The organism is Sphingomonas fucosidasi, from assembly GCF_036663855.1.
Taxonomy (GTDB): domain Bacteria; phylum Pseudomonadota; class Alphaproteobacteria; order Sphingomonadales; family Sphingomonadaceae; genus Sphingomonas; species Sphingomonas faeni_B.
The window spans coordinates 68,894-91,560 of the sequence record NZ_JAXOJR010000003.1 but is presented as its reverse complement, the minus strand read 5'-3'; the positions used below and the strand labels follow the sequence as shown (position 1 = coordinate 91,560).

Annotated in this window: 20 protein-coding genes and 1 pseudogene; 3 read left to right on the top strand and 18 right to left on the bottom strand. The window is 57.5% G+C overall.

Features of this window, described 5'->3' with window-relative positions:
* Positions 1-43: 43 nt before the first annotated feature.
* From U1737_RS06935 to U1737_RS06870, 14 genes are all read right to left on the bottom strand, one after another.
* Positions 44-796, bottom strand: coding sequence for a hypothetical protein (locus U1737_RS06935; protein ID WP_332796129.1), 753 nt, complete (start codon positions 794-796; stop codon positions 44-46).
* Positions 797-1,163: 367 nt separating this feature from the next.
* The gene (locus tag U1737_RS06930; protein WP_332796128.1) at positions 1,164-2,081 is read right to left on the bottom strand and encodes a glycosyltransferase; all 918 of its coding nucleotides are present in this window, start codon (positions 2,079-2,081) and stop codon (positions 1,164-1,166) included.
* Positions 2,078-3,097, bottom strand: a complete 1,020-nt coding sequence (locus U1737_RS06925) for a glycosyltransferase family 2 protein (protein ID WP_332796127.1) — start codon at positions 3,095-3,097, stop codon at positions 2,078-2,080. The genes U1737_RS06930 and U1737_RS06925 overlap by 4 nt, the downstream gene beginning before the upstream one ends.
* Positions 3,019-4,392 carry a hypothetical protein gene (locus U1737_RS06920; RefSeq protein WP_332796126.1) on the bottom strand — a complete coding sequence of 458 codons (1,374 nt, stop codon included), beginning with the start codon at positions 4,390-4,392 and terminating at the stop codon, positions 3,019-3,021. Before U1737_RS06920 ends, U1737_RS06925 begins: the two co-directional genes overlap by 79 nt.
* A gap of 19 nt (positions 4,393-4,411) precedes the next feature.
* Positions 4,412-5,362, bottom strand: a complete 951-nt coding sequence (locus tag U1737_RS06915) for an NAD-dependent epimerase/dehydratase family protein (protein ID WP_332796125.1) — start codon at positions 5,360-5,362, stop codon at positions 4,412-4,414.
* Positions 5,363-5,372: 10 nt separating this feature from the next.
* The gene (locus U1737_RS06910) at positions 5,373-6,290 is read right to left on the bottom strand and encodes a transketolase family protein (RefSeq protein WP_332796124.1); all 918 of its coding nucleotides are present in this window, start codon (positions 6,288-6,290) and stop codon (positions 5,373-5,375) included.
* On the bottom strand, positions 6,287-7,129 hold the full coding sequence (locus U1737_RS06905) for a transketolase (RefSeq protein WP_332796123.1): 843 nt from the start codon (positions 7,127-7,129) through the stop codon (positions 6,287-6,289). The genes U1737_RS06910 and U1737_RS06905 overlap by 4 nt, the downstream gene beginning before the upstream one ends.
* A 144-nt stretch (positions 7,130-7,273) precedes the next feature.
* Positions 7,274-8,035, bottom strand: coding sequence for a glycosyltransferase family 2 protein (locus U1737_RS06900; protein WP_332796122.1), 762 nt, complete (start codon positions 8,033-8,035; stop codon positions 7,274-7,276).
* 114 nt (positions 8,036-8,149) lie between these two features.
* Entirely contained in the window at positions 8,150-9,148 is a 999-nt protein-coding gene (locus U1737_RS06895) for an exopolysaccharide biosynthesis polyprenyl glycosylphosphotransferase (protein ID WP_332796121.1), read from the bottom strand.
* A 570-nt stretch (positions 9,149-9,718) separates the two neighbouring features.
* Complete coding sequence (locus U1737_RS06890) at positions 9,719-10,948, bottom strand: hypothetical protein (RefSeq protein WP_332796120.1); 1,230 nt, start codon at positions 10,946-10,948, stop codon at positions 9,719-9,721.
* A gap of 10 nt (positions 10,949-10,958) precedes the next feature.
* On the bottom strand, positions 10,959-13,172 hold the full coding sequence (locus U1737_RS06885) for a GumC family protein (RefSeq protein ID WP_332796119.1): 2,214 nt from the start codon (positions 13,170-13,172) through the stop codon (positions 10,959-10,961).
* A 15-nt stretch (positions 13,173-13,187) separates the two neighbouring features.
* On the bottom strand, positions 13,188-13,958 hold the full coding sequence (locus U1737_RS06880; RefSeq protein ID WP_332796118.1) for a polysaccharide biosynthesis/export family protein: 771 nt from the start codon (positions 13,956-13,958) through the stop codon (positions 13,188-13,190).
* Entirely contained in the window at positions 13,955-15,337 is a 1,383-nt protein-coding gene (locus U1737_RS06875; RefSeq protein WP_332796117.1) for an O-antigen ligase family protein, read from the bottom strand. Before U1737_RS06875 ends, U1737_RS06880 begins: the two co-directional genes overlap by 4 nt.
* A gap of 66 nt (positions 15,338-15,403) precedes the next feature.
* Positions 15,404-15,814 (bottom strand): hypothetical protein, encoded by a 411-nt coding sequence (locus U1737_RS06870; protein WP_332796116.1) that lies wholly within the window; start codon positions 15,812-15,814, stop codon positions 15,404-15,406.
* A 284-nt stretch (positions 15,815-16,098) separates the two neighbouring features.
* On the opposite strand from U1737_RS06870, the gene U1737_RS06865 reads away from it, so the two are divergent.
* Positions 16,099-17,181 carry a site-specific integrase gene (locus U1737_RS06865; RefSeq protein ID WP_332796115.1) on the top strand — a complete coding sequence of 361 codons (1,083 nt, stop codon included), beginning with the start codon at positions 16,099-16,101 and terminating at the stop codon, positions 17,179-17,181.
* A gap of 40 nt (positions 17,182-17,221) precedes the next feature.
* On the opposite strand, the gene U1737_RS06860 is transcribed toward U1737_RS06865, so the two are convergent.
* The 3 genes and pseudogenes from U1737_RS06860 to U1737_RS06850 form a co-directional block, all read right to left on the bottom strand.
* On the bottom strand, positions 17,222-17,710 hold the full coding sequence (locus tag U1737_RS06860) for an RES family NAD+ phosphorylase (RefSeq protein ID WP_332796114.1): 489 nt from the start codon (positions 17,708-17,710) through the stop codon (positions 17,222-17,224).
* A gap of 40 nt (positions 17,711-17,750) precedes the next feature.
* The gene (locus tag U1737_RS06855) at positions 17,751-18,101 is read right to left on the bottom strand and encodes a hypothetical protein (protein WP_332796113.1); all 351 of its coding nucleotides are present in this window, start codon (positions 18,099-18,101) and stop codon (positions 17,751-17,753) included.
* A 463-nt stretch (positions 18,102-18,564) separates the two neighbouring features.
* A pseudogene (locus U1737_RS06850) lies at positions 18,565-18,969 on the bottom strand (transposase); the annotation flags it as partial.
* Positions 18,970-21,234: 2,265 nt separating this feature from the next.
* Between U1737_RS06850 and U1737_RS20670 the strand changes: the two are divergent.
* A complete protein-coding gene (locus U1737_RS20670; protein ID WP_443027101.1) occupies positions 21,235-21,750 on the top strand; it encodes a helix-turn-helix domain-containing protein in 516 nt (171 codons plus the stop codon).
* Positions 21,751-21,852: 102 nt separating this feature from the next.
* On the opposite strand, the gene U1737_RS06840 is transcribed toward U1737_RS20670, so the two are convergent.
* Positions 21,853-22,026: a hypothetical protein gene (locus U1737_RS06840; RefSeq protein WP_332796111.1), complete on the bottom strand. Its 174-nt coding sequence runs from the start codon at positions 22,024-22,026 to the stop codon at positions 21,853-21,855.
* Positions 22,027-22,220: 194 nt separating this feature from the next.
* Between U1737_RS06840 and U1737_RS06835 the strand changes: the two genes are divergently transcribed.
* Complete coding sequence (locus U1737_RS06835; protein WP_332796110.1) at positions 22,221-22,370, top strand: hypothetical protein; 150 nt, start codon at positions 22,221-22,223, stop codon at positions 22,368-22,370.
* Positions 22,371-22,667: the final 297 nt, after the last annotated feature.

Genomic DNA, 22,667 nt, shown 5'->3' with positions numbered 1-22,667 from the left:
GCCACCCATTTACAAAGTTTGACAAATAATCTTCGTTATGTGGCTACTCATAAGACTCAGCCTTCTTATTAAAGGTGAATAAAACCAGTATGATGTAAATCCCGAAGAAATAGCGATGTTGGATTACTGGAGACAAACACAGAAGTATCGTAACATAGACAATAAACAGTAATATATTCCAGAAATCGGCTGTCTTGGATATATCACTCGGTACGCCTCGGTAAACGAGGAGCCCGCTAAGAAAGATAAAGATTGTTGATGAGCCAGCTACAGCAACGGTGTAATAATTTGCACCTTCACCTTGTAGAAAGTTGGTAAACCCTATTGCCCCGCTATAAAAATTTAATAAAAGTCGCATAACGTATACGACCGTATAAAGTCCTGACGCGGACAGACTGTTAAGAGATAAAGAAAACTCGGTAGATCGGCTGACATCCTCGGCTGTAGAAAAGTCGCCAAGCAAGTTAAGCTGTAGTGCTTCACCGAAAACAACAGAGACAAGTGTCGTAAAAACTACCATTCCGGCAATTATAAACCAATATCTCTGCTTGATACCTGCGCTAATATTACCCGATCTCGGTAACACTATTACCAAAAGCAGGCAGTAGGAGACAGTTGTAGCAAATGCGGGAAGGCGGGTAAATAAAGCCGTAACAAGACAGATGCACAGGGCGAGTAAGGACCGCGATCGTATGAATATTGCTAGCATTGCAAACGACGTAAGGGCAAATACCTCTTTATTTGCACCAAAAATGCTGCAAAAAGTAATGGGATTTATCAATACTAAGGCGAGCATAGGCTCCCACGCTCGGCCGTACGTCTTGGCTAACCATATAACAGACAATACTATAAGGCCCGCGTTGACAAACGAAAGCAGTCCGGAATTATAGGAAAATATCCATAACCCGAGACAGGGGCCAATGTCGCGAATAGTAGCTAAATCGAGAAACTCGCGCTCGATAGTACAGATTGCCTCATATGTGATGGAGTCCGCAAGAAGGCGTGGACCATAGACATCGCCTGAAGCAAGGTATGGTTGTATTACGGTAAAGTAAAAATATACCGTGAATATACAATAGGCTAAAAAGAACGGCCTATAAAAAAGCGATGTTTGGCGTGCGGGCGCCCTATTATTTGGCTTATTAGGCTGCGTCTCTAGAAAATTATGCATCGGATCGATCTCTATCCGGCTGATGTTTACTTGACGCACTTCGCGAGTATACGGCGTTGCCCCGGGGGCCCATCCGCATTCTAAGGTAATCGCGCATGCCATGAACCACCATGCCGAACCGTTCTCCGCGCTGCGGTGCCAAAAGAAGTGCGGCTGCGATCGTTTTGCCTAGGCTGGCCAGCCGGCCTGCGGAATAGCGAAAATGACGGCGTCCGTGTTTTGATGCCATGTAGAGGCCGTTGCGAACCATGTAGTAGTGCCGAATGGGGGCGTGGACATTCCAACGAACGGTCTTCCCCAAAACTGACACCGTCCGGGATTGCCCCAGTCGATGCTCTAGTCGCACATCCGGCAAGGTGACGACGCGCAGTCCCAAATCATGGGCGCGCAAGCAGTAATCGTGGTCGACCTCGTCGATAAACAGACGCTCGTCGAACGACCCTATCCGAGCTTGGTTGGCTAGGCTGAGGATACTGCCTGACGTGATGACGGTGTGACTGTCGACGACGGTCGTCGCCATAGTGTCCTCAATGAGAAAGCTGGGGGCGGCGATGGCTAGGTCTTCTACGAACGGTAGCGATAAGACGCGATCCCGAAAGGCATGGAACGGGACGTCGTCAAAGCTGCTGTCCTGATCCATCGTCAGCAGGAAGTCGGCGCCGCGCGCACGCGCCCAATCCACTGCCATGTTGAGAGCAGCTGCGATACCGAGATTGGCACCGTTGAACACATATTCAGCATTGGCATGAGCGCTTACCGCTGCGACGATAGCTTCATCACGCGAGGCGGAATTGTCGATGACAACCAGCATATCAAGGTCATCGGCGTAGGTCGCCAGATTGGCCCCGATACTGATATCGCATTCATACAGGATGACACATCCAGCAACGATCTGCTTCGTACGCGTCATGGTCGCGGACTCCGAATGTTTACCGCAAGCCGGGCAAGAGACACTGGTACGAGCGCGCAGATCAGCAATAGGAAACGTGTCCGACCCGTCGCCAGGCGCAACGCGTTCCATCGAGGGGTTATTTTCATGATCGTGAGAATGCCACTCGCACGCAGCTTTACGATATTGGCAAGCGAGAACAACGCGCTGGATGGAGCGTGAAGCGCGATACATGCAAGTTTTGGCTGCAGATCGTAGGTCGCCGGCAGCGACAGCACGAAGCCTGTCCATCTGTCAATCCACACCTCAAAAATCCGTTGCTCCCAGACGCTGACCTTGGTCTGGCCGACGATCCGCAGGGTTTTTGCACCCCGTCCGTTCAACCAAAGGACCGAAGGCGTTCGTCGGGAAATATGATCGAAGACGATACCAACATGGATGAATGAGGTATCACGATATCGTTCGAAAGCGCCCGCGTTGACCAGATCGCGATTCAAGATCAGTGCCGACATACAGGTCATGTGCCAGCCGAGTTCTGCGAGTAGCGCATTGCGGTCGGTGTAAATTTGTTCGGGAATAGCCTTTGCGCGTTGCTCAACGTCGACGATGATTGCATCGAACGTATGCTCGCTTGTGGCGGCGATGAGAACGCGCTGCAAAGCAGCAGCCTCGATTTCATACGTATCGCCTAGCAACCAAACGTAGCGGGTAGACGTCTGTCGCAGCACGGCTTCGAAATTGCCGTCAGGGCCCAGATTCTCCGCGTTGCAGACATAATCAAGCAATGGGTAATGGGCTGCATGTCGCTTCACGACAGCCGCAGTGTCGTCCGTAGAGGCGTTGTCAGATACCAGGATCCGTATGCCATAGGGAGCGACCGTGGCTATTAATCGAGCCAGAGCGGTGTCGAGGAGCGGTCCTCGATTGAACGTCGGCAGGGCGATGGACAGGGCCGTGTTCACAGCGCGGCTGGCCCCGTTCCGGCCATCCGCGTCCTTTGCTGCGCCGAGTAGCGACGAAATATTAATATCGTCCATGGTAACGTGATTCCAGCGGTAATGCCTGCATACAGCGCCAGCATGACAGTGACGCTGACATCGGATCCGACGTATACGGCAACGCACGTCAAGACTGCAGCGCCGATCGAGACCGGCAGCATGGGCTCCTCGCGGAACGCGCGCATGTAGGTCGCCGCAGACGAGATTACGGCGTTGGCAATGACCGCGATCGCAAGCAGCAGCAAGTCGGTTGGTCCAAGGAGCCGTGCCGCTGCGTCGGGGCGTATTCGCACGACGATCTGTGCCAAGATCACGAACGAAAGGCACAGCGCGATGGTGACCCCGACTGCCCGAAGGGCAGCTGGCCGGAACTGCTGGCCCAGTGCGTCGAGATTGCCGCGCGACGCATGGCGCGCGAATTCCGGCACCTTGGCATACATCCAGCTCATGCTGACCGTAGAGAGACCGGTAAAGATGGCCATCGACAGTCCGAACCGCCCTGCTGCGATGGGACCGGCAGTGCTAAAGATGAGCGGCGTGAACAGGCTGAAAATGAAATAGCCGCTTATCCAGCTGAGGCTGATACGCCATTGCAGTGGGAGGATATCGCGTCGCCACGACATGGTGTTCTCATTGCTCAACGGTATCGTGAACCGCCGCCCGAAACCGCGCGTGCTATACAACCACCAGGCAGTGCCAATGCCGGCAGCGAGCGGTACGCATACCGCTGCCCATATTCCGCCCCCGACCCCTAGCGTGATCCAGGCACAGCCATAGCCGACCAGCGATTGGTAGAGTCGCATCCGCGCGACATTGCCGATCCTGCCACATCCCTCAAGAAAGGCCAGCCGCGGACTGAGGTACAGATTAACGCCAGTCACCAGCACGAGCGTGAGCCAGGGCAACGCCCAGACCTCTGGCGACAGCGTATGATTGCGGCCGAAGAACAGCAGGCCTGCCGGACCGACCCCCAGAACGAAGGCCGCTGCCGCAACCAGATACCAGCGACGGGTGAGACTGGAAAGAGCTCCCAAACGGGCCAGATGAATGCTCGCGCCGTTCAGGCTCCCATCCTCATCTACCGCGAGTTCCGCCGCTTCGTGCCCGGCAATCTGGGTGATGACCTGGTTGAACCCGAGCTCGAAGAATACCTGCAAACCCAATATACTGGCGAAGGCAAAGTAATAGCCGAGTTCGGTCGCCGAAAGCAGGATTGGCAGCAATAAGGTCGTGAGGAATCCGGCGCCAATGCCCCATCCACGCAGCACCACAGTGCTGAAGACATGGAAATCGAGGCCCATGATGCCTCTGATGGTGCCGATCGTTTTCTTCACGAGTGTTGGTCCTGTAGCTCTAGCAGCGCTCGACCGCAGCGTGCCGTATCGCTTCTTCCAGTCCCGTTTCAATCCGGAGGCCAAGCGCGCGCGCCTTGCCGATCGCAGGAACATAGACAGAGTGCGGCCGTGTGGTGGCGGCAGGATCTACCCGGACTGGCTTATCGACGGACAGCGCGGTGCAGACCGTGCGCGCCAGCGTCGCGATTGAGACCGCCTCGTCCGAGCCGACGTTGTACGCCTCGCCTGCGACACCGTGCGACAATATGACGCAAAGCCAATGCGCCATGTCCCGTCCATCTATGTAGGAACGGAGCGTCTCGGGATTTCCTGCGATGTCGATCGCGGCACACTCGTTCGACAGTGCGTCGCGGATAAAGTTGCCTGCGGCATAGGGTCCGTCCAACGGCATGTGTGGGCTGATAATCGCAAAACACCGCGCAATCACGCAGCCGATGGCATGCTGTTCGTTAAACAGCGCACACAAATGTTCTGCGGCGCGTTTGCCTTGGCCGTAGACGGATGCCGTCTCTGCCAGGGCAGGGGCATGCACTGCGTCGGCTTCGGTGGGGAGGTTATCCCCCTTGCCACCATAGACGGCGCCCGAGCTGACGAACAAGGTTCGTACGACGCCTGCCCGCGCAGCAAAATCCAGCACCTTGCGGGTTCCGTCGACGAGTTGATGGAACCAGACGATACGATCGCCCGTGCGATGCGTATCGGCTGCGGCATGGATCAGATCGGTGAACCGGCCGATATCGGGCAACGTGTCGAGATCGCCCGCTACGAAGCGCAACCAAGACTGTTCGGCATAGACAGGAAAGCGTGCCAGAAACGCGTCGGCCTGTCGTGACAGCACGATCACTTCGAAGTTCGCGCCATGCTGCGCCGCAGACTCCGCAAAATAGTCCAGTAGCGAGCGTCCTACGAACCCCGTGCCGCCGGTCACGAAGACCCGGCGGCCATCCATAGCGATCGGCTCAGACAGTAGCGGTGAAGGCATCCACGCGCTCCTTCACGCTGGCCAGATCAAGTCCGTGCTCGCGCAGGAGATAGTCGTAGCTGCCGCAATGCTTGGAGAAGCGATCGCGGATACCGATGCGGAGCACCCGGCAAGGCTCTACCTCAGTCACAATCTCGGTCACCGCTGCGCCGAGTCCACCGTGGACCGAATGCTCTTCCATAACGATGATCGCGCTACTCGAGCGCGCGATCGCGGCAATCGCCTCCGTCGACAACGGCTTGATCGAGGGCACGCTCCATACTGCCATTGGCCCATGCTGCTCTGCCAGCTGCACTGCCGTTGTCAGCATGGCCCCTGTCGCCAACAGCGCAGGCGCATCAGCTGGTCCGGCGCGTACACAGATTGGTTCGCCAACCACGAGCGGTGACAGCGTCCCGGCGTGAACCTCGCCGCGATCGGCCTTGCCCATGCGCATGTAGACCGGACCGCGCAGGTCATAGGCAAGATCCATGCAGGCCGTCATCTCGTAGCGATCGCCTGGGGAGAGAACAGTAAGGCCGGGCACCGAACGCGCGCAGGCGATGTCCTCGGCGGACTGATGGCTCGGCCCTAGGTGGCTATACACGAAGCCCGCACCGTCCCCCAAGAGAACGACCGGCAGGTCGTCATGCGCGATGTCCATCTTGATCTGCTCGACCACGCGGATCGGTACGAAGGCGCTCAAGCCATAGACGAACGGCCTAAACCCCAGTCGGGCAAGTCCCGCCGCCATGCCGACCATGTTCTGCTCGGCAATGCCGGCGTTGATGAACTGGTCGGGGCATGCCTTCCGGAACTCGTCGAACAGCGCGTAGCCGTGATCGCCGGTGATCAGAAGAACGTCGGGATTGTCCCGCCCAAGCCGGGTGAGGGCGGCGGAGAATGCGCTTCTCACAATGCCACCTCCGAGCGCAGCGCTTCGATCGAAGCCTCGTAATCTTGTGCCGATAGATGGCGGTAATGCCACTGGTTGTCGTGTTCCATGAAGGGCACCCCCTTGCCCTTGATCGTCTTCGCAACGAGCGCCTTGGGACGCGGGGAATTGCTGGCGATCAGCCTGCGGATCGCCGTCTCGAGCGCGCCTTGATCATGTCCGTCAACGTCCGCGGTCTCGAAGCCGAAGCTTTCCAGCTTCTGCCGGATCGAGCCCAGTTCCATGACGTCGTCGGTGCGACCCATTGCCTGGAACCCGTTTGCATCGACGATCATCATGAGGTTGCTGAGCTTGTTATGGCTTGCAAACAACATTCCTTCCCAGATCGGCCCCTCATTGAGCTCACCGTCGCCGACGATCGCGAACACGCGCTGATCGGTCCCCCGCCGGCGCAGCCCCTCTGCAATCCCGACGCCGACCGAGAAGCCATGGCCCAGCGAGCCCGACGATACTTCAAGCCCGGGAGTGCGCGAGTCCGATAGCCCCATAAGATCGCTGCCGTCGCCAAAGTAGCGCTCAATGTGCTCCTTGTCGTTCAGCCAACCCAGCTCGCGCATGCAGGCATATTGCGCCATGACACCGTGCCCCTTGCTGAGCACGAGATAGTCGCGATCAGGATGCCGAGGATCGCCGCCGGGATAGCGCACGAACGAGCGGTACAGCACTGCCATGATCTCCACGATGGAGAAGGCGCAGCCGACGTGGCCAGTATTGCCGGCGCGTGCCATCGCAAGTACCGTCTCGCGCAGCGAACGAGGATCGAAGGCATCGTTCTGCGGCCAAGAAACCGAGGGCGTCATTAGCGGGCTGCCGCGGGGGAAGTGACGCATCGGGCCGCGGCGCGGCACGAACGGCGAATGCAGAGGGTTCGTGTCATAATGCTCCTATGCCCGGAATGAGCACCTTTAGACAAGGTGTGGTCCTTCGGGACGTGGCAGGAAGGCTCAGGCGCGGGGCCGGCGGAATTGCAACAATTTGAGCGGCATGCGCAGCCATACTGCACCGCGGCTTAGCGGTTGACCGAGCTCCCGAAGGCTACGTGCCAGTTCGCGGCTGAGCATAAGCTTCGAGCTGATACCTGCGGTCGATACGCCACCTGGGCGAAAATGGGTTAGTACGACTGGCAGCTTGGCAAAGCTGGCGCCACGACCGAGCACCGCGCGTGCAACCAGATCAAAATCGCCTGCGATCCGATAGCTCGTGTCGAAGCCACCTAGATCGCGAACGAGTGCGCGGCGCATAAACATCGACGGGTGCGGCGGTTGCGCGCCGACCCTGAGCCACCACGGCGCAAAACTACGGGCCGAATAGAGACGCTGGCGCGCTGTATTGCCACCTTCGACGACAAACTGAGTATCGGCAAACAGACAATCTGAGTCCGTTCGGCCAAGATTCTCTGCCGCGAGCGCCAAGGCATCGGAGCGTGCCAGATAGTCGTCTGCGTTGAGGAACAGGAGATAATCGCCCGTCGCACGTGCTGCGCCCTTGTTCATGGCGTCGTAGATGCCAGCGTCAGGTTCACTCTTCGCGGACAGGCGGTCATGAGCGTGCTGATGGACAACGTCCATTGTGCCATCACGTGATCCGCCGTCGACGATGATATGTTCGTAATCCACACCGGTCTGTTGGGCTACGCTGGTAAGCGTATCAGCAATGGTCGCGGCTGCATTAAAGCTTACGGTGACAACGGAAATGCTCGGCTTCATAGTGCTGGAGGCTTCCTCGAGGCAATAGCGGTAAGGATCAGGGTAATAGCTAGGACTTACGCGTCGCCGATCGACTTCTCGGGCATCGATAGGGCGATATGCTCAACGGCAATCCTATTTTGCCCCCTTACCCGTCAACATGGTCTGCGCCGTCCGGATCATTATCAGGATATCCAACCAGACGGAGTAGTTCTTAACGTAGTAGAAATCATAATGGAGCTTTTCACGAACATCCGCCACGTCGGCGACGTGGCCCTGGTTGATTTGGGCCCATCCGGTAACGCCAGGTTTGATGATGTGCCGGTAATGATAAAAAGGAAGTTCGGTCGCGTACCATTCCGACAGAGCCAATGCCTCGGGCCGCGGCCCAATGAGGCTCATGTCGCCTTTGATGATGTTAAAGAGCTGTGGCAGCTCATCGAGCCTCGAACGTCGAAGGAAACGTCCTAATCGGGTGATCCGTGGATCGTTATCCAGCGTGATTGCTGCATTTCGTGCGCTAGATGGCGCAGCCGGCGCCGCGTGACGCATGGTCCTGAACTTGTATACGAGGAAAGGTTTCGCGCGAAACCCGACGCGGATCTGGCGAAATAACGCCGGGCCAGGTGAATCAATTTTGATCACCAAAGCCACCAAAATCATTGGTACTGCGAGAAGAATGATACCTATCGTAGCAAGGATTACATCAATTATGGTCTTAGTCTTTAGAAAAACGTCGTTCGGGTTGATCGACCCAAGCGTATTTTCTGACAAAGCTTCTACTTCTACTCGACCGGTTAGCTGCTCTACCGCCTGTTTTACATGATAAACAGGAACACCTTGCAGAACTAGGTCAGCTATCCTGACGTCCCATTCGTCACTGTGATCGTGGTTCAAATCTGCGACGACGCCGTCGATTTCCGAGACTGGTCCTGGGAACTGCTCGAGTTGATGCCATACAACGTTATCGATCCGGTCGAGCCGGTCCGTCGCCCCGCCTGGTACGATACCAAAAACCAACCTTTTGTGATTGTCGATCTTAAAATGGAGAAACGCGAAAAACGCTATCGAAAGTAGGTAGCTAACAAGGAACTGCCCCCTGCTATAGTCAATCCGAAAGAAAATCAGTATCAACGATAGCATTCCGAACATAATTGTAAAGCTCGTTATAATATAGCCGCCTGACGCGATTCCTGGGAATACGTGTAATCTTCGGTACCCGATGTAACCGAGTAAAATGGAAAACAATCCACCAATAGCAGTATTATATTGTGTCGGAGAAAAGATCGAAACATCGAAAATATATTGCCTAAACAATACAGGGATAATTACGCAAAATATGACGCCAAATGTTACTCGATACCGAATACGATCGAGCCAGATGTACGAAGAATTGAGAACGGATCGTTGCTCGTGCACCATGTCGACTCGCATAAAAATCATTACAAAGAGTTTAGCGCATCACGTTTGCTTTGAGACGCGAAAAGCAGGGAGTTACGCGCTCGATACAGTCAGTTACGTCATACCGCAAAAAAGACATGCCTTAAGCGAAATGACGGGAGTCCCGAACGTACTATTCCTATTAGCCGCTCTAAAGGTTTCTGTTGTAGTAACATGAGAGACAATGATCAGCGCGAGGTTCGGGAGATAACGTTTCCTTTAACACATTGATCATTACCGCAAAATAGGCCGAGGCGTTCTACCCTAACCGGTTGGTGCAAGTACTATACGGTCGATCTGACCCGATATGCCGCTGGTCGCGTCCGATGGCTGCGCAAACAGCGTGAGCACCTGTACCGGGCAGCTAGCCGGTACAGTGAAGGTACCTGCGAACACGCCGTTCGACGTCGCTGAACTTGGCACGGCGACGCGACCGAGCTCATGTCCGTCGCTGCGACATATTAGGCTCCAGTATGGAAGCGCGCGGGCTTCTTGCTCTATCCCACTGCTGTGTCCGGCAACGCGGTACGTGCCAGCCGGTAAGAGTTGAACCTGCTGAAGCACTGCTCCGCCGATACTCGCTGGCGCCGAGAACTCGAACGAACCGCCGTCACGTGTGCGCTGGATCGACGTCGAGATGCTGCCGTCGTTGACCGGCGTCCAATCGAACAATGACGGCGTCTGAAGCAATGCGGCAAAGCGTGAATCGCGCGAGCGGTGGCGATCGGCGCCAGGCCGCATTTTCGCGTAATAGCTCCAAGCCTCATAGGCCTTGCCAGCATTAAGCAAGGCATTGACTACTGCGGCACGCGCAGGTTCGGGCACCGCGATCCCGCGCCCGCGGAGCGCTGAGAAAAGCATTGCGGTATTTTCAGGATCGTCCTTTTGCCCCGCGGCATAGGTAATATAACTGTCTGTCCAAAGCGGCTTAGCGGCTAGCGTGTTCACTAGCGCGGTCCGGATGGCAGGATCGTGCGTAGCCTGAGTCAAAACCGGATAGAGCAGATCGCTCATTTTTGGCTTTGTGCGTAGCGCGATGTCGTACCAGCGCATCGCTCCTACAACGTCGTTGTGAGCGACAGCATCCTCTATCGACCACAATTGCGTCTGAACGTTCCGGCGAGACAGCATCTGTGCGTAAGCGAGGAGGCGTCGTCCGCCTTTTATGTTACCGTCCACCGTAGCAAGCCCGAGATTGGCCGCAGCAATTACCGCAGTTGGATCGTGATGCAGCGACGTGCGTGAAAGTTCTTGTACCTCGACACGGTCACGCGCGGTAGCTTCGGGGGTGACCAGCGCACTGGCATGTAGCGCGGTGAGGCGGCCGTCATAGGTAAAAATTGCGTCGGCAGCCGCAGGACGTGTCTTAGCGGTAACTTGCGCAATCGAGAACGTAATGCTCGGAAGTGCAAGCAAGGCAACGCCGCAGGCAAGCGCGATCCGCCCAGCCCACGCTTTGCGTGAGCGACGCTTACGAATAGGCGAGCGCGGCATGTCGTTCGCCTCAGCGCTCGCCTTTCTTATCGCGACCGTAGCCGTACCCATAGTCATACCCGTAACCGTACGCTGCACGCCGCGACTCGAACTTGGTCAGCACGCCGCCAAAAATACGGACGTTGGCGGCAGCGAGGCGACCTAGTGCAGTTTTCACTTGGCTTGCACGAATACCATGCGACTCAACTGCGTATATAACACCCTCTACGCGCGCAGCGATCAACGGTGCATCAGCGAGGCCCATCACCGGTGGCCCGTCAATTACGACGTGATCGTAATCTTCAAGTAGCCGCTCGATTAATCGAGCAAGGCGGTTGCCTGTCAACAACTCCGCTGCATTTGGCGGAATTGGCCCTGCAGACATTGCGGTGAACCCAAAATCGACCATTGAGAACGTCAAAGGCTCGATAGCGTCTTCGCCAGCAAGGAAGTTACTAAGGCCACGCTCGTGCCCGACATTGCCAAGGTGGTGAACCGACGGCGCACGCATATCGGCGTCGATGAGGATCACTCGCTTCCCGGCACGAGCTAGCATTATCGCAAGCGCAAGCGCGGTCGTCGACTTTCCCTCGCCGGGGCGCGTCGACGTGACCGACAACGAACGAGGCGCACCATGCTCGGTGGTAAAGCCAAGATTTGTACTGATGGCGAGATAGGCATCGACAAGATCGGACTTACGATCGATCAGCTCGTCGCGTGGCGAGCTGTTATCAGCAACCTTCGGTACTGACCCAAGCAAAGCGAGCCCAAGGCGGCGCTCCACCTCGCCAGGGTCACCAAACGCCTCGTCCATTTGCTCAAGGATAAGAGCCGCGGCGGCACCCAATGCGAGGCCAGCCAAGAGCGAGATGAGTAGGTTAAGGAAAAGGCGGGGGCTAGATGGCCGCTGCGGCTCGTCGGCAATATCAACGATAGAGATGTTGTTGATCCCTACGCCATTGGCAACGCCAATTTCTTTATAGCGCTGGAGCAGACCGTCGTAGAGCGCGCGGTTGGTGTCTACTTCCTGCTGGTAAATATTATACTGAATGCTACGCCGACGGTTGTCGAGGTAACTCGACTTGAGCTGGTTGACGCGTTCCTGAAGCGAGTTCTCGCGAGCAGCTGCGATGCGATAGGCACCTTCGATCGAGCCTGACACACGCGATTCCTCGCGAGTAATCGCCCGATCGAGTTGATCGATCTGCGATTTCATCGCCCTCGCACTGGGATAACCGGGCTCGAACTGAACCATTAGCTGCTGATATTGCGCGGCAAGCTCCGCGCGGCGCTGCCGCAAGCTGTTTATGGCAACATTGCTAAGCGCCTCAGCTGGTGTGCCGCCCTTTTTAGCTCGGTACCGTGCTTCGGCTTCGATCCGGTCGGTGATCGCCTGCGTCAATGCGGTGTTAAGTGCGGAAAGATCGTCCGCGACAATCGAACGCTCTGAGGTCACCGCGCCGTTGGCGCCGCTGCCCTGCGATGGCAGATTGATGATCTGCTGTTGCGTGGCGTAGGTAACCAGTTGGCGCTGGGTTTCATCAAGTCGCTGCTTCTGCAAGCCAAGCTGTCGCTCGAGCAGGTTGCGCCCGTATGATGTCGCCTGAACCTTGCGCTCAAGATTGGTCTGAATATAGTTCTCTGCCCAAGCGTTCGCGATACGTGTCGAGAACGATGCGCGCGGACTAGTGAACGAAATGTCGACGAGGCGCGACAGCCGCGTTGGTGTCACCGAAAGGTTCCGCTGGAGAACCTCACCAGCAACGCGTTGACGCTCAGCACGCCCTGCGGCGCTGTAGCGTCCATTTGAAAGCTCAAACGCCGGGCCATCGCTAGATATACCGAATAGCGTATAAAAATCGGGATCATCAACGAGGCGAAGCTGCGTTGCAACCCGCTCCGATAAAGCACGCGACCTTAACAGGCCGTATTGGGTCTGGTAAAACTCCTGATCAACACTGTTCGTCTGACGTTCAACGCCTTGGAAGTTTGTGACCTGATTGGCATCGCGCGCGATTTCGACGGTCGTGGTCGCCGTATATTTGGGTGTCATCAGCAAAGTAATGACAAGCCCAAGCACAACACAGGCAACGGTCACGCCAATAATGACGTATTTCCAGCGCAGCGCGATGCGCAGATACTGCTGGATGAGCGGCGTACGCTCGCTGTCGACTGGGCTCGGCGAGACGGGCATCGGTTCCGGTGCGCGGGCTCCGGGCTGCAGGTTCGTCGTTATGGCGTTCATGCTTTTATCCGAACTTTACTGCAGGACAGCAATCAGTGGCGCGGCAAGAAGCGGCGCGACTGAGACTATATCGCGGAACCGACGTCGTGCGGGTGAATCACCGACAACAACGACGTCATTAGCGTAAATTGCAGGGTCGTCGTAAGCGCCCCGGCGTATGGCGTCGATGTCATAAAGCCCTGCCATGTGACGCCCATCTACGGTGCGTAAGATTACGACTTCGTTCTGCTTCGCAAATTCAGACAGGCCCTTGGCGGATGCGATCGCACGTAGGAGCGTCATCTGGTTCGTTACCGGGTAAAGGCCGGGCTCTATAACTTGCCCTTCCATTGTCACTACCTGGCTTACCGAACTCCGGATGTTCACTGTAACGTCGGGGTTGCGAACGTAGTGGCCACGCAGTGCAGTCTCGATCGACTGCGCAAGTTCCTGGGCAGTTCTGCCGCTCGCGTCGATCGTGCCAATCAGCGGCATGGCAATGCGTCCGCCCGCATCGACTTGGACCTCGCGGCTGAGATCGCGAATATTAAAAACATCGACCTGAATCGTGTCGAGAGGCCCGATCAAGGATGGCCTATCTCCCGCGGTCAAATCCTTGCGGCCAGGGGCAGGTAGGACCGTACTGTCCGGTACGACGGTGAGGCGATCGTTCGACACAAGCGGCGGTTGGTGCGCGCAGCCCGACAGGGCTATGCCTGAAACGGCAAGTAACCCCATAAGGGCAAAACGGATCGTTCGCATACGCGTGGAGGACACTTTACAAGACAGGATAACCATATTGGTCATAGATGCCGCTCCGTCAGGGGTAAAGACCCTTTGCCGTTCGTGGCGGGGACCGCCCCTTCCAGCCAGATTGCAGCGATGGTCGCCATTGCCATTATTATAGGCGTGCGTGCGGGATAATCGGTAACGCTGGCAATCAGGATCAGCAGTAGCATTGCTGAGCCAAGCCGAGGCAGCACATATGCTGCGTCTCCGCGCCACGCTGCCAAGCTCTTCCATCCCCACCAGCCGATAGCCACGAGGAGGAGGATGAGCCCTGGCAGCCCCGCGTTGAGTACGATCTCCAGGAAGTCATTGTGTGCGTGATTGAAATAGGTCGGCTTCAGAAGGGTGAACGGCTCGTGCATCCGGAAGATGGGATCGAAACTTCCCATCCCTGTTCCAAACGGAAAATAGGTGCGGATCATCGCAAGCACGATAGGCAGGCCGCGACCACGCATATCCTGTCCGGCATCTTGGTCGACAAGACGATCGATCGATACCGCGCGGTCCGCCGCGATGCTCGCAACCACAAAGATCGCGAGCATCGCGGCGAGGCCGACGCTAACTGTTGGAAGAACCCATCGTGGATAGCGTTGGAATGCGGTCTTTAAGCCGCGCCGCGAAAATCCCAGTCCTAACGCGAGTGCCAATCCGCCAAGTACTAGCCCTGCGCGTGACCCCGTCGCTAGTATCGTGAGGACAAGCAATACGACGAAACCGAGGGCGATCGGCGCGCGGTTCTTTGAACGCCCACTGTAGCCGAACGCCCAAACAGGGGCGATCAGAAGGCCGAAAGAAAGGATCAATGCGTAATGATTGCGATTTGCGATCAGTCCGTCGATCGCGCCTGGCGTGCCGTTGACCAATGGGTTGGCAATCCGCGTCCCTGTAACCTGGATTAGCCCGATGACAAGTGACGAGGCGATCACCGCAAGAAGCGTGGCTGGAAGCCACCGCTTTTGATCTTCATGAATCCCTGTTGCGAGCAGAAGTACGGCGAATGGCACCACGAGCGAGAAGAGCGCGTTGAGGGTCGCGCCGGGGACGAGTGACAAAGGCCGCCAGAGGTCAGGCGGCGAGATGATTGGATCAGTGAAAGGCGCGCGCCCAGGCAACGCGCGCCATAAATCGGGCGGCAGCGGCACCAGTTGCACTACGCATAAAATGACTGCAGCAAGGAGAAGCAGCGCGGTCCCACGGGCTTCCTCGATACGTGGACGCCTCGTGAAGAGTACCGCGAGTATGATCGAGGCCCAAGCTGCCGCGCGAGAAATGATCTGCCCCGAAACATTCTCACGCGACGCACCCCCCGCGACCCAGAGGACGAAAAGGAGTGCTGCCAGCAGCACGAATGAGGGGCTCGGGCGAAAGCGCGCAAGCGGATGACGTGAAGTAGCCATGCGCGCCCCTAAATCATCTCGCAGTCCGATGGAACTACCGCGTGACCTTAACGGGATCCCATAGGTTTAGTACGGCCCTGCGGCATCATCGTCTGGCTGTATTTCTGTCGGCGATAAGAAAGGTGACGACGCTTGCGCGGAGGATCGGTCTTCCGGCTGCGACGACTGCGGCAGCGTCGAGGCTGTGCCTATGCGCGCATTGTCGGTGACCTGCGTCGCAAAGGCTGCAGTTGGATCGGCCATGCTGTCAGGCTGGTAGCGCTCGATACGAAGCCGGAGTCGGGTCTCGAGCCGGCTATTGATCCGGTTGTTGTTTCGATTCTGGTTAAGCCCCGCGGGCTCCCCCTTGGCATCGAGCCGCGCACCGTAAGCCGTCGCGGTGTCGCGCGCGGTTCGTGTCTGCGCTATAGCCGCAGTAGCGAGGCAGAGCACGCCGGCTCCCGTTGCGATCGCGGCAATGCGTTGGCTGTTCGTCATCTGCACATATCCGTTTCGGAAGGATCGCCGCGGTGATCCATTGTAAAAGAGTCTAGTGCTTTGCAGCGTCCGCGTCACCGCGGAAAACTGCACGCGAGAATGCGCTTGCTCTTCGTGCCGACCGTGGTGAGCTCGACGAGACGTGAGCGGCGCAAAATTGACGACCGATCTCATTATTCCGACCTTTCATCATCGCTCCCACATGTTCTTTCCGGGGTTCACGGTACTCGCAATACAGGTTGCGGATCGCGTACCGACGAGAACGCCACCCTTGTGTCCGATAAGTGTCATTCTCGGACATATGTGTGGCGGTTCTGAATGAGGCGTGGCACACCTTATATATGGCCACTTTACTGCCCCCTACCGCGCATGCGACGGATCCTGGTGATCGCGTCCCTCAAACCGGTCTCGTCGCGGTTCATCCGGTGCTGCCTGCCATCCTCAATGAAAAGATCGAGCGCGCTGCAGCGTATGCAAAATCTGCTCGCGCAAGCTCGACACGCCGTGCGTATGATTCCGACTGGGCTATCTTCACGGCCTGGTGCGCGGCGCACGGTTTAGCGTCCTTACCAGCCACCCCCGATGTTGTTGCCGTGTTCGCGAGCGATCAGGCGACCGCGGGGTTAAACCCATCAACAATCAACCGGCGCGTTGCTGCAATCGGTCACCATCACCGCGCAGGCGGTTATCCCGCACCGACCGCGCTGCCGACTGCGGGACGGCTTGCCGAGGTACTAGCCGGCATCCGCGCCGAACATGGCGGCGCCAAGCGGCAGAAGCAACCCGCAGATGCGAGCGCGCTGCGCAACATGTTGGCGGCGATTGAGGGAGACGGCCTGCGCGCCGTGCGCGACCGCGCGATCCTGGCGATCGGCATGGCGGCTGCGCTGCGACGGTCCGAGATCGTCGCGCTCCACGTTGATCATGTTGCCGTCGTGCCGGAGGGACTGCGACTGACAATCGCGCATTCGAAAACCGATCAGGCGCGTCAGGGTAGCGTGATCGCTATCCCCGAAGGTGCGCGGATCAGGCCCAAGGCGCTGCTGCTCGCCTGGATGGCGGCTGCCGGGCATGGCGACGGTCCGTTGTTTCGTCGCTTGTCGCGGCTTGATGCTGTGACGCCGTCACCGATGTCGGACCGTGCGATCGCACGCTTGGTGCAATATCATGCGGCCGCGGCAGGCTATGATCCTACCCAATTTGCCGGGCACTCGTTGCGCGCGGGATTCCTGACTGAGGGCGCGGCTCAAGGCGCAACAATATTCAAATTACAAGAGGTTAGCCGCCATAAATCAATACAGGTACTGTCGGATTACGTGCGCAACGCCGAGCTGTTCAAGGACCATGCGGGGCAAAGGTTCTTGTAGAATATTCGACTTTCACACCATCCGACATGTCGACATGTTTTCATGACCCCGTCAGCACCGCCTCGGGATCGAGCAAGGTTAGGTTCGCGCCCTTTCCTGCAACCTGCGCATCATGCCAGCGCCACAGAACGAGATTGGTGCCGCCCGGATGCTGGATCGATGGCACAAGCGCCCCATCGGCGCCGGCCTCCTGTGCCTGGTCCGTAAGCGTCCAGCTTGGCGGGATGCCCTTTTCAAGTTTGAAGATCCGCCGCCATTCGCAGGTCAAGACCGCTGGATCGCCCTTGCGGAAATCGACGATCGCGTCGGCGCGTAGATCATAGGCAACGAGCGTGCCGGGCCGCACCAGATCCTGATGCATCTCCCGGATGGCGGTGTTGTAATCGGCGGAGAGATAAAGTGCCCGGGTGCCGGGCGGATTCCAGCGACCGCCGGTCAGGTGTGAGCCGCTGTCGAAGGGCTGTGTTTGCCAGCGAACGCCGAGCATGCGCCAATATCGGCCGACGAGCGGGAGTAATGCGATCTCCACGGCGTTGCCCGATTAGCGTGCCAGCGCCGACGGGATCGGATTAGGCATAAACCCCCTGCTCCATCGTATCGAGCATCCAGAGCACCGCGTCGGCGTGGCCTGCTTCGACCAGTTCTTCGGCGGTCTTGCCGAAGCCCGCGATCGGCTGATGGCGGAACCAAATGATCGCCTTACCCTCGTCACCTGACAATTCGGCTGCGCGCGCGATGATCCGGGCGATCTCGCCGAGCTTTGCCTGGACCGCCGGGCTTTCGGGTTTTGCGGCCATCGTGTTGCGATTGACGTGCGCGAGCCGTGCCAGTCGCGCCATCGGTAAGCGTAGCCGCTCCGCCATGCGGCGCGGCGCGATCATATCATGATCGCGGATGTCATCAAGAAACGCGCCAAGCATGAGTGCACTCCTTGTCTGTTATGTGCACGAATATCGCTTGCGATTCAAGAAGGGCTGGTTCTGCTTATCCCCGCGCGCCCGAATACCGGCGCTGCCGCCTCTATGGGTTTGCGCGCCTCCCGCCGAATAGTTGCGATGGGCATAGTCCGTGACGTTTCGCCAATCGTGCTGAATTCTTTCCAGCCTCGCGTAGCTGTCCGCCAAAATCTGAGCCCGGGTAAGTCTGCCTACTCACGATGTCGGCCCGTTCCCGTAAATACCTCGAACCGGTCCGGCTTGGTGCCAGAATCGTCATATGACACCGTCATGGCTGTAGGCTTTCCTGCTTTCAGAAAGACCGATCCGTCCACGCTTACGCAGCCCTCAACAAGATGCCCACGAAACACCGCTTACACTGCACCCGCCGCAGCCGAGCGATCTGTCCGCGCAGCGTATCGATCAGCGCATCATGGCCTGGCGCAGATGCCCCACACCGCACCTTGCGCTGCGTCGACCAATGCTGCCCGGGCACGCGACACACCCGCCGCTTGGATACATCCAGCACCCCTTTCACGTGGTTAATGCAGCGTCGGCGCCGCGCGGGGCTTAGAAGTTTCCCCGTGCCGCCTCCTGCAGGATCAGCTTGTCCAGTGTCAGGTCGGAGACCGCACGCCGCAGCCGCAGGTTCTCCTTCTCCAGGTCCTTCATCCGGCGAGCTTGATCCGTCTTCAGACCACCATATTCCTTGCGCCAGCGGTAGTAGGGTTTGCTCGCTGACCGCGATCCGCCGACACGCCTCGGCCGTCGTCGTCTCGCCTTGGCCCAGGACGATTTCAACTTTACGCAGCTTCCCGATGATCTCTTCCGGCTTGTGCTTTTTCGCAGGCATTCGTCGTCCCTTCCTTGAACCAGACTCTCATAGTCGATGGACCGCTCAGAAGGCGGCAGCTCATCACTTTGCCAGCTTTGTCGTTCGCGAGGATTGTCGCTCGATATTTTCGAACATGCCCATGCTAGGGTGAGTGCGTGGTTTTCGAGTAAGGTGCGTTTGGACTACCTACACCTACGTGGGTACTTCAATGTCGAGGAACGTCAAGCGATGCGTAGGGATCGGGTGGTGGTCGAAAACTGGCGCCGGGTGCAGCTGACGATGATGATATCATCGAGGCAGCGGCTTAATAATATCCATACTGGAGTACCGCAGCCGTGAACAAGGCAGACCGTATAGTATTTCTACTAGTCGTCTTTTTCTTGGCTGCGCTGCCATGGATTGTACTGCAATATTTTCCAGAGAGCCGTCTTTAATCACCGCACTCATGTGGCCTACCCACTGACGTCCGAATAGACGCCCAATCGGCGCAGCTGGCGGACGATGCCGTTGAGCGAGGCCGTCACGCTTTAGCGACGGTCGATTTCGCTCTCGTTTTACGGGCGCGGACCAGGACTTGTGGCGCGGCGAGCCTTACCACCGTTGCCTCTGGAACGGGCGCCATTCGCCTGACGAACCGGGCGATCATATCCTATTGATCCTTAGAATAAGTTGTCTCATACTGGCACACGACGGCTACAAACGGCCGCATGGAGAGACTGAAATGGCTTTGCAAACTTCGGACTTCGACAGGACCGCGGACGGATCACACCCATTCCTTGGACTCGTCGTTGCTTTTACCGTTAGTGGCAGTCTCTGGGTCCTCATCGGCCTCGGCGTCATCGCTGCATTTTAATTTGCGTCCTAAAGCGAAAGGACACGATCATCGGTGCCAGTCCGCAGTGACGCGAGCGCTCTAGACCGTCACCGGACTCCCAATTTCAAACGAGTGCATCACCGACTGCCCAAGGGCTAGCGTAACGGAAGCGAAAAAGCTCGAAGTGTCAGCAACCGTTCACCGACCTCCCCTGACAATAGGTCGGCCATTGGAGAAATGACGTTATGCTTAAATCCAGTACAATAATCGCACTTGTGTTTGCGATTGGAACGACGGGGATCGCATCCGCGTTCCCTCCGCAGGCTGCTGCTGGACATAATCGCGACGTTGCACGCGAGAGGGCAGAGCGTAGTGCAGAGTGGCAGAAGCGTCAGGCCAAGCTTGCCGCGAACAGTAAGAGGGCAGCTGCACAACGTGCCGAAGATAAAGCCCAGTGGCGCGCTCGGGAAGCGCGTATCGCAGAATCCAAGGTACGGGCCGCGAAGAATCGGGCCGACGATAAGTCGGAGTGGCGCAAAACCGCGGCGCACCGCGCCGCTGAGGCTAAGAGACTCGCAGCGCGTAGATAGATATTGATGCCTAACCCCCGCAGGCGAAAACCTGCGGGGGTGTCTGTGTTCAATTAACGCCCATTTCAAACGATAGCGTTGCCGCCCGGTTAGGGGCAAGCGTGACCGTCTCGAAGACGAGCTGCGCGACGCTCAGCCCCGAACTCCGGCTCTTCCTCATCAGGATAGAACGCGTTAACGGGGAGAAACGGAGCGATGCTGCTCGCGACCAGATCAACGGTCGGGATGCCCCGAGGATCGACACGTCTGAAGTGGTTCCATCAATCCGTCATTACGGTTTTAAAAGACTGTGACCCGCCCATTGATAATGATCAAAAAAGCGGGTTATGTCTCGTTTTAGCACAGTTAATGACGGGACCGGAGCAAAGCCCGGCCAGAAGGAGAGACCTGATGGTAACGCAAACGCATGCCGCATCTCGGATGGATCGGGCGAAGCTAAACTGGGGAGTCGTAATGGCGTTGCCGGTCAGTCTGGCCCTATGGACGCTGCTTCTCCTTCCCTTCGTGCACTAGGTCTGCAGGTTTTTCCACGAAGCTGGACTGATTAGGCTCCGAGTTCGGGACCTTCTTCGTCAGGATAGAACGCGTGGGATCGTACACCGGTCGCTGCGCCGGCCTCATCATTCGAGGTGGCTCACGTCGCGGAACATCAGGGACCGGGTCGGGCAGGGTAGGTAACCCGCCTCCGAACCAGATCCTGATATAGGTCCCGCTCCCGTGCATCGCCTGGAAGACCGCAGTTACCTCGTCTTCGCCCGTCTCTTTACCGATCAGAGGCACGCGCTCGGCGCTGACGTAGCCCAGTTGCACGTTGCGTTCGGACCAGATGCCAATCGCGTTTTCGTCGAACGGATTCTCGGCTCGAGGCGTAGCTCGACGATGTCCCCCGGGGCGCAGAGCATGCACTCCATGCGCCTGTTGCTCTTCGACTTGTCCTCGTTTCGGGAAGTCGATTCCGACAATCGAGGTGGTGAGTTCGTCCACACTGGCCGGTCCCAAGTAGCTGCAACGTTGAGATATATCACCCGAAGTGCAGATTTCAGAAAGCTGAACGTATTGCTCACGTTCTATATATACAAGATCGTGCACTCGTCGCCCATGGACGATATCGAAGATCATTTCGTACCTGATTGGCAGGTTGAAGGAACGCTTGCTGCAGCGGAGCGAGCGGCAATAATTGCAGCCCTTTCCTACTGCGGGAACTCACGCAGGCAGGCTGCAATTAGGCTACGTTGCGGGAGATCATCTCTGTACCGCAAGATGGCAGAGTATAGGATATGCGTACCCTTGCGGTTTGTACCATCAGCACCGCGACCCGAGCAGCTCGAACAGTCGTCGGTCGTCGTACTGGATGCTGGGCAGTACATAATGATCAGAAAGCGTGAACTTGTGTGAATAGCGCCATTCCGGGGTGGTCGGTTCATCCGTTGGCACTAAATAGCCTTGCGAGATAATCTGAACAGGTAGCCTTCAAGTATGAGCACGGTGAGTCAGGATTTACGCAGGCGTGCGGCCGTTGACCGCGCAGCTGCGGAAGAGGAGCGCCTGGCCAACAAGAAGGCTTCGTTGTTGGCATCTGCGGGCAAGCTTGACGAACTCGCGGAGCACGCTGAGCGTGTCGAATTTCTCAGCAAGGGTCGTTAATGGTCGGGAGGTGGTGAGTTCGCCCATGTCTCCTTGTATCGACCTCCGCTCGGACTGCGGTAGGTTTATTCGAAGGTTTCGGTAAGTGCCGACGAAGCCGCCTATAATCATTTGGGATTCGACAGCGGTTAGGAACGGCGCATGAGCATCAGGCGTACGTCGTTCCGGTCCCTTGTGCAGATATGTTGCCCGAAGCGCTTGTCCACGCATAGTCTCGCGCCATGAGCAAAGAGCCTCTGCATCGCGACGTCATCGAGTTCTTCGACGATCGGAGCCTGCTTGAAGCATATCGGCAGACGGACGGTTCGCCAAAGACTGCCGAGGCCAATGCCCTGCTCGCCGAGATCGAACGGCGTAACCTGGACATCTGATGGCGTGTGCCGGCCCGATGGACCACCGCGAGGTCTCGATACAGGCGGGTGCGATGCTCGCCGAAACATGGCGACGGGGCGACCGCCTATATCATCGACCAGCTATACGATGCGCTGGGAGATCCCTCGGAGGACATTGCCCCGGAATGGCTTGTGCGAACGGAGCCAAGCAGGCAGCGCCCTAGATGAACCAAAACGTATGGCTCGCCCCGTCGGCAAGCGGTTTGTGTCTAATGTTCTGAGCAGTCTGCGAAAACGGATCAGGCGAGGTCATTGGCAAGATGGAGATCCGCGCGT

Coding starts and splice junctions, on each gene's coding strand:
- U1737_RS06935 (WP_332796129.1), bottom strand. CDS start 796: ATGCTCGCCTTAGTATTGATAAATCCCATTACTTTTTGCAGCATTTTT.
- U1737_RS06930 (WP_332796128.1), bottom strand. CDS start 2,081: ATGACGCGTACGAAGCAGATCGTTGCTGGATGTGTCATCCTGTATGAA.
- U1737_RS06925 (WP_332796127.1), bottom strand. CDS start 3,097: ATGGACGATATTAATATTTCGTCGCTACTCGGCGCAGCAAAGGACGCG.
- U1737_RS06915 (WP_332796125.1), bottom strand. CDS start 5,362: ATGGATGGCCGCCGGGTCTTCGTGACCGGCGGCACGGGGTTCGTAGGA.
- U1737_RS06905 (WP_332796123.1), bottom strand. CDS start 7,129: ATGACGCCCTCGGTTTCTTGGCCGCAGAACGATGCCTTCGATCCTCGT.
- U1737_RS06900 (WP_332796122.1), bottom strand. CDS start 8,035: ATGAAGCCGAGCATTTCCGTTGTCACCGTAAGCTTTAATGCAGCCGCG.
- U1737_RS06890 (WP_332796120.1), bottom strand. CDS start 10,948: ATGCCGCGCTCGCCTATTCGTAAGCGTCGCTCACGCAAAGCGTGGGCT.
- U1737_RS06885 (WP_332796119.1), bottom strand. CDS start 13,172: ATGAACGCCATAACGACGAACCTGCAGCCCGGAGCCCGCGCACCGGAA.
- U1737_RS06880 (WP_332796118.1), bottom strand. CDS start 13,958: ATGACCAATATGGTTATCCTGTCTTGTAAAGTGTCCTCCACGCGTATG.
- U1737_RS06875 (WP_332796117.1), bottom strand. CDS start 15,337: ATGGCTACTTCACGTCATCCGCTTGCGCGCTTTCGCCCGAGCCCCTCA.
- U1737_RS06870 (WP_332796116.1), bottom strand. CDS start 15,814: ATGACGAACAGCCAACGCATTGCCGCGATCGCAACGGGAGCCGGCGTG.
- U1737_RS06855 (WP_332796113.1), bottom strand. CDS start 18,101: ATGCTTGGCGCGTTTCTTGATGACATCCGCGATCATGATATGATCGCG.
- U1737_RS20670 (WP_443027101.1), top strand. CDS start 21,235: ATGTCCCCCGGGGCGCAGAGCATGCACTCCATGCGCCTGTTGCTCTTC.
- U1737_RS06840 (WP_332796111.1), bottom strand. CDS start 22,026: ATGGGCGAACTCACCACCTCCCGACCATTAACGACCCTTGCTGAGAAA.
- U1737_RS06835 (WP_332796110.1), top strand. CDS start 22,221: ATGAGCAAAGAGCCTCTGCATCGCGACGTCATCGAGTTCTTCGACGAT.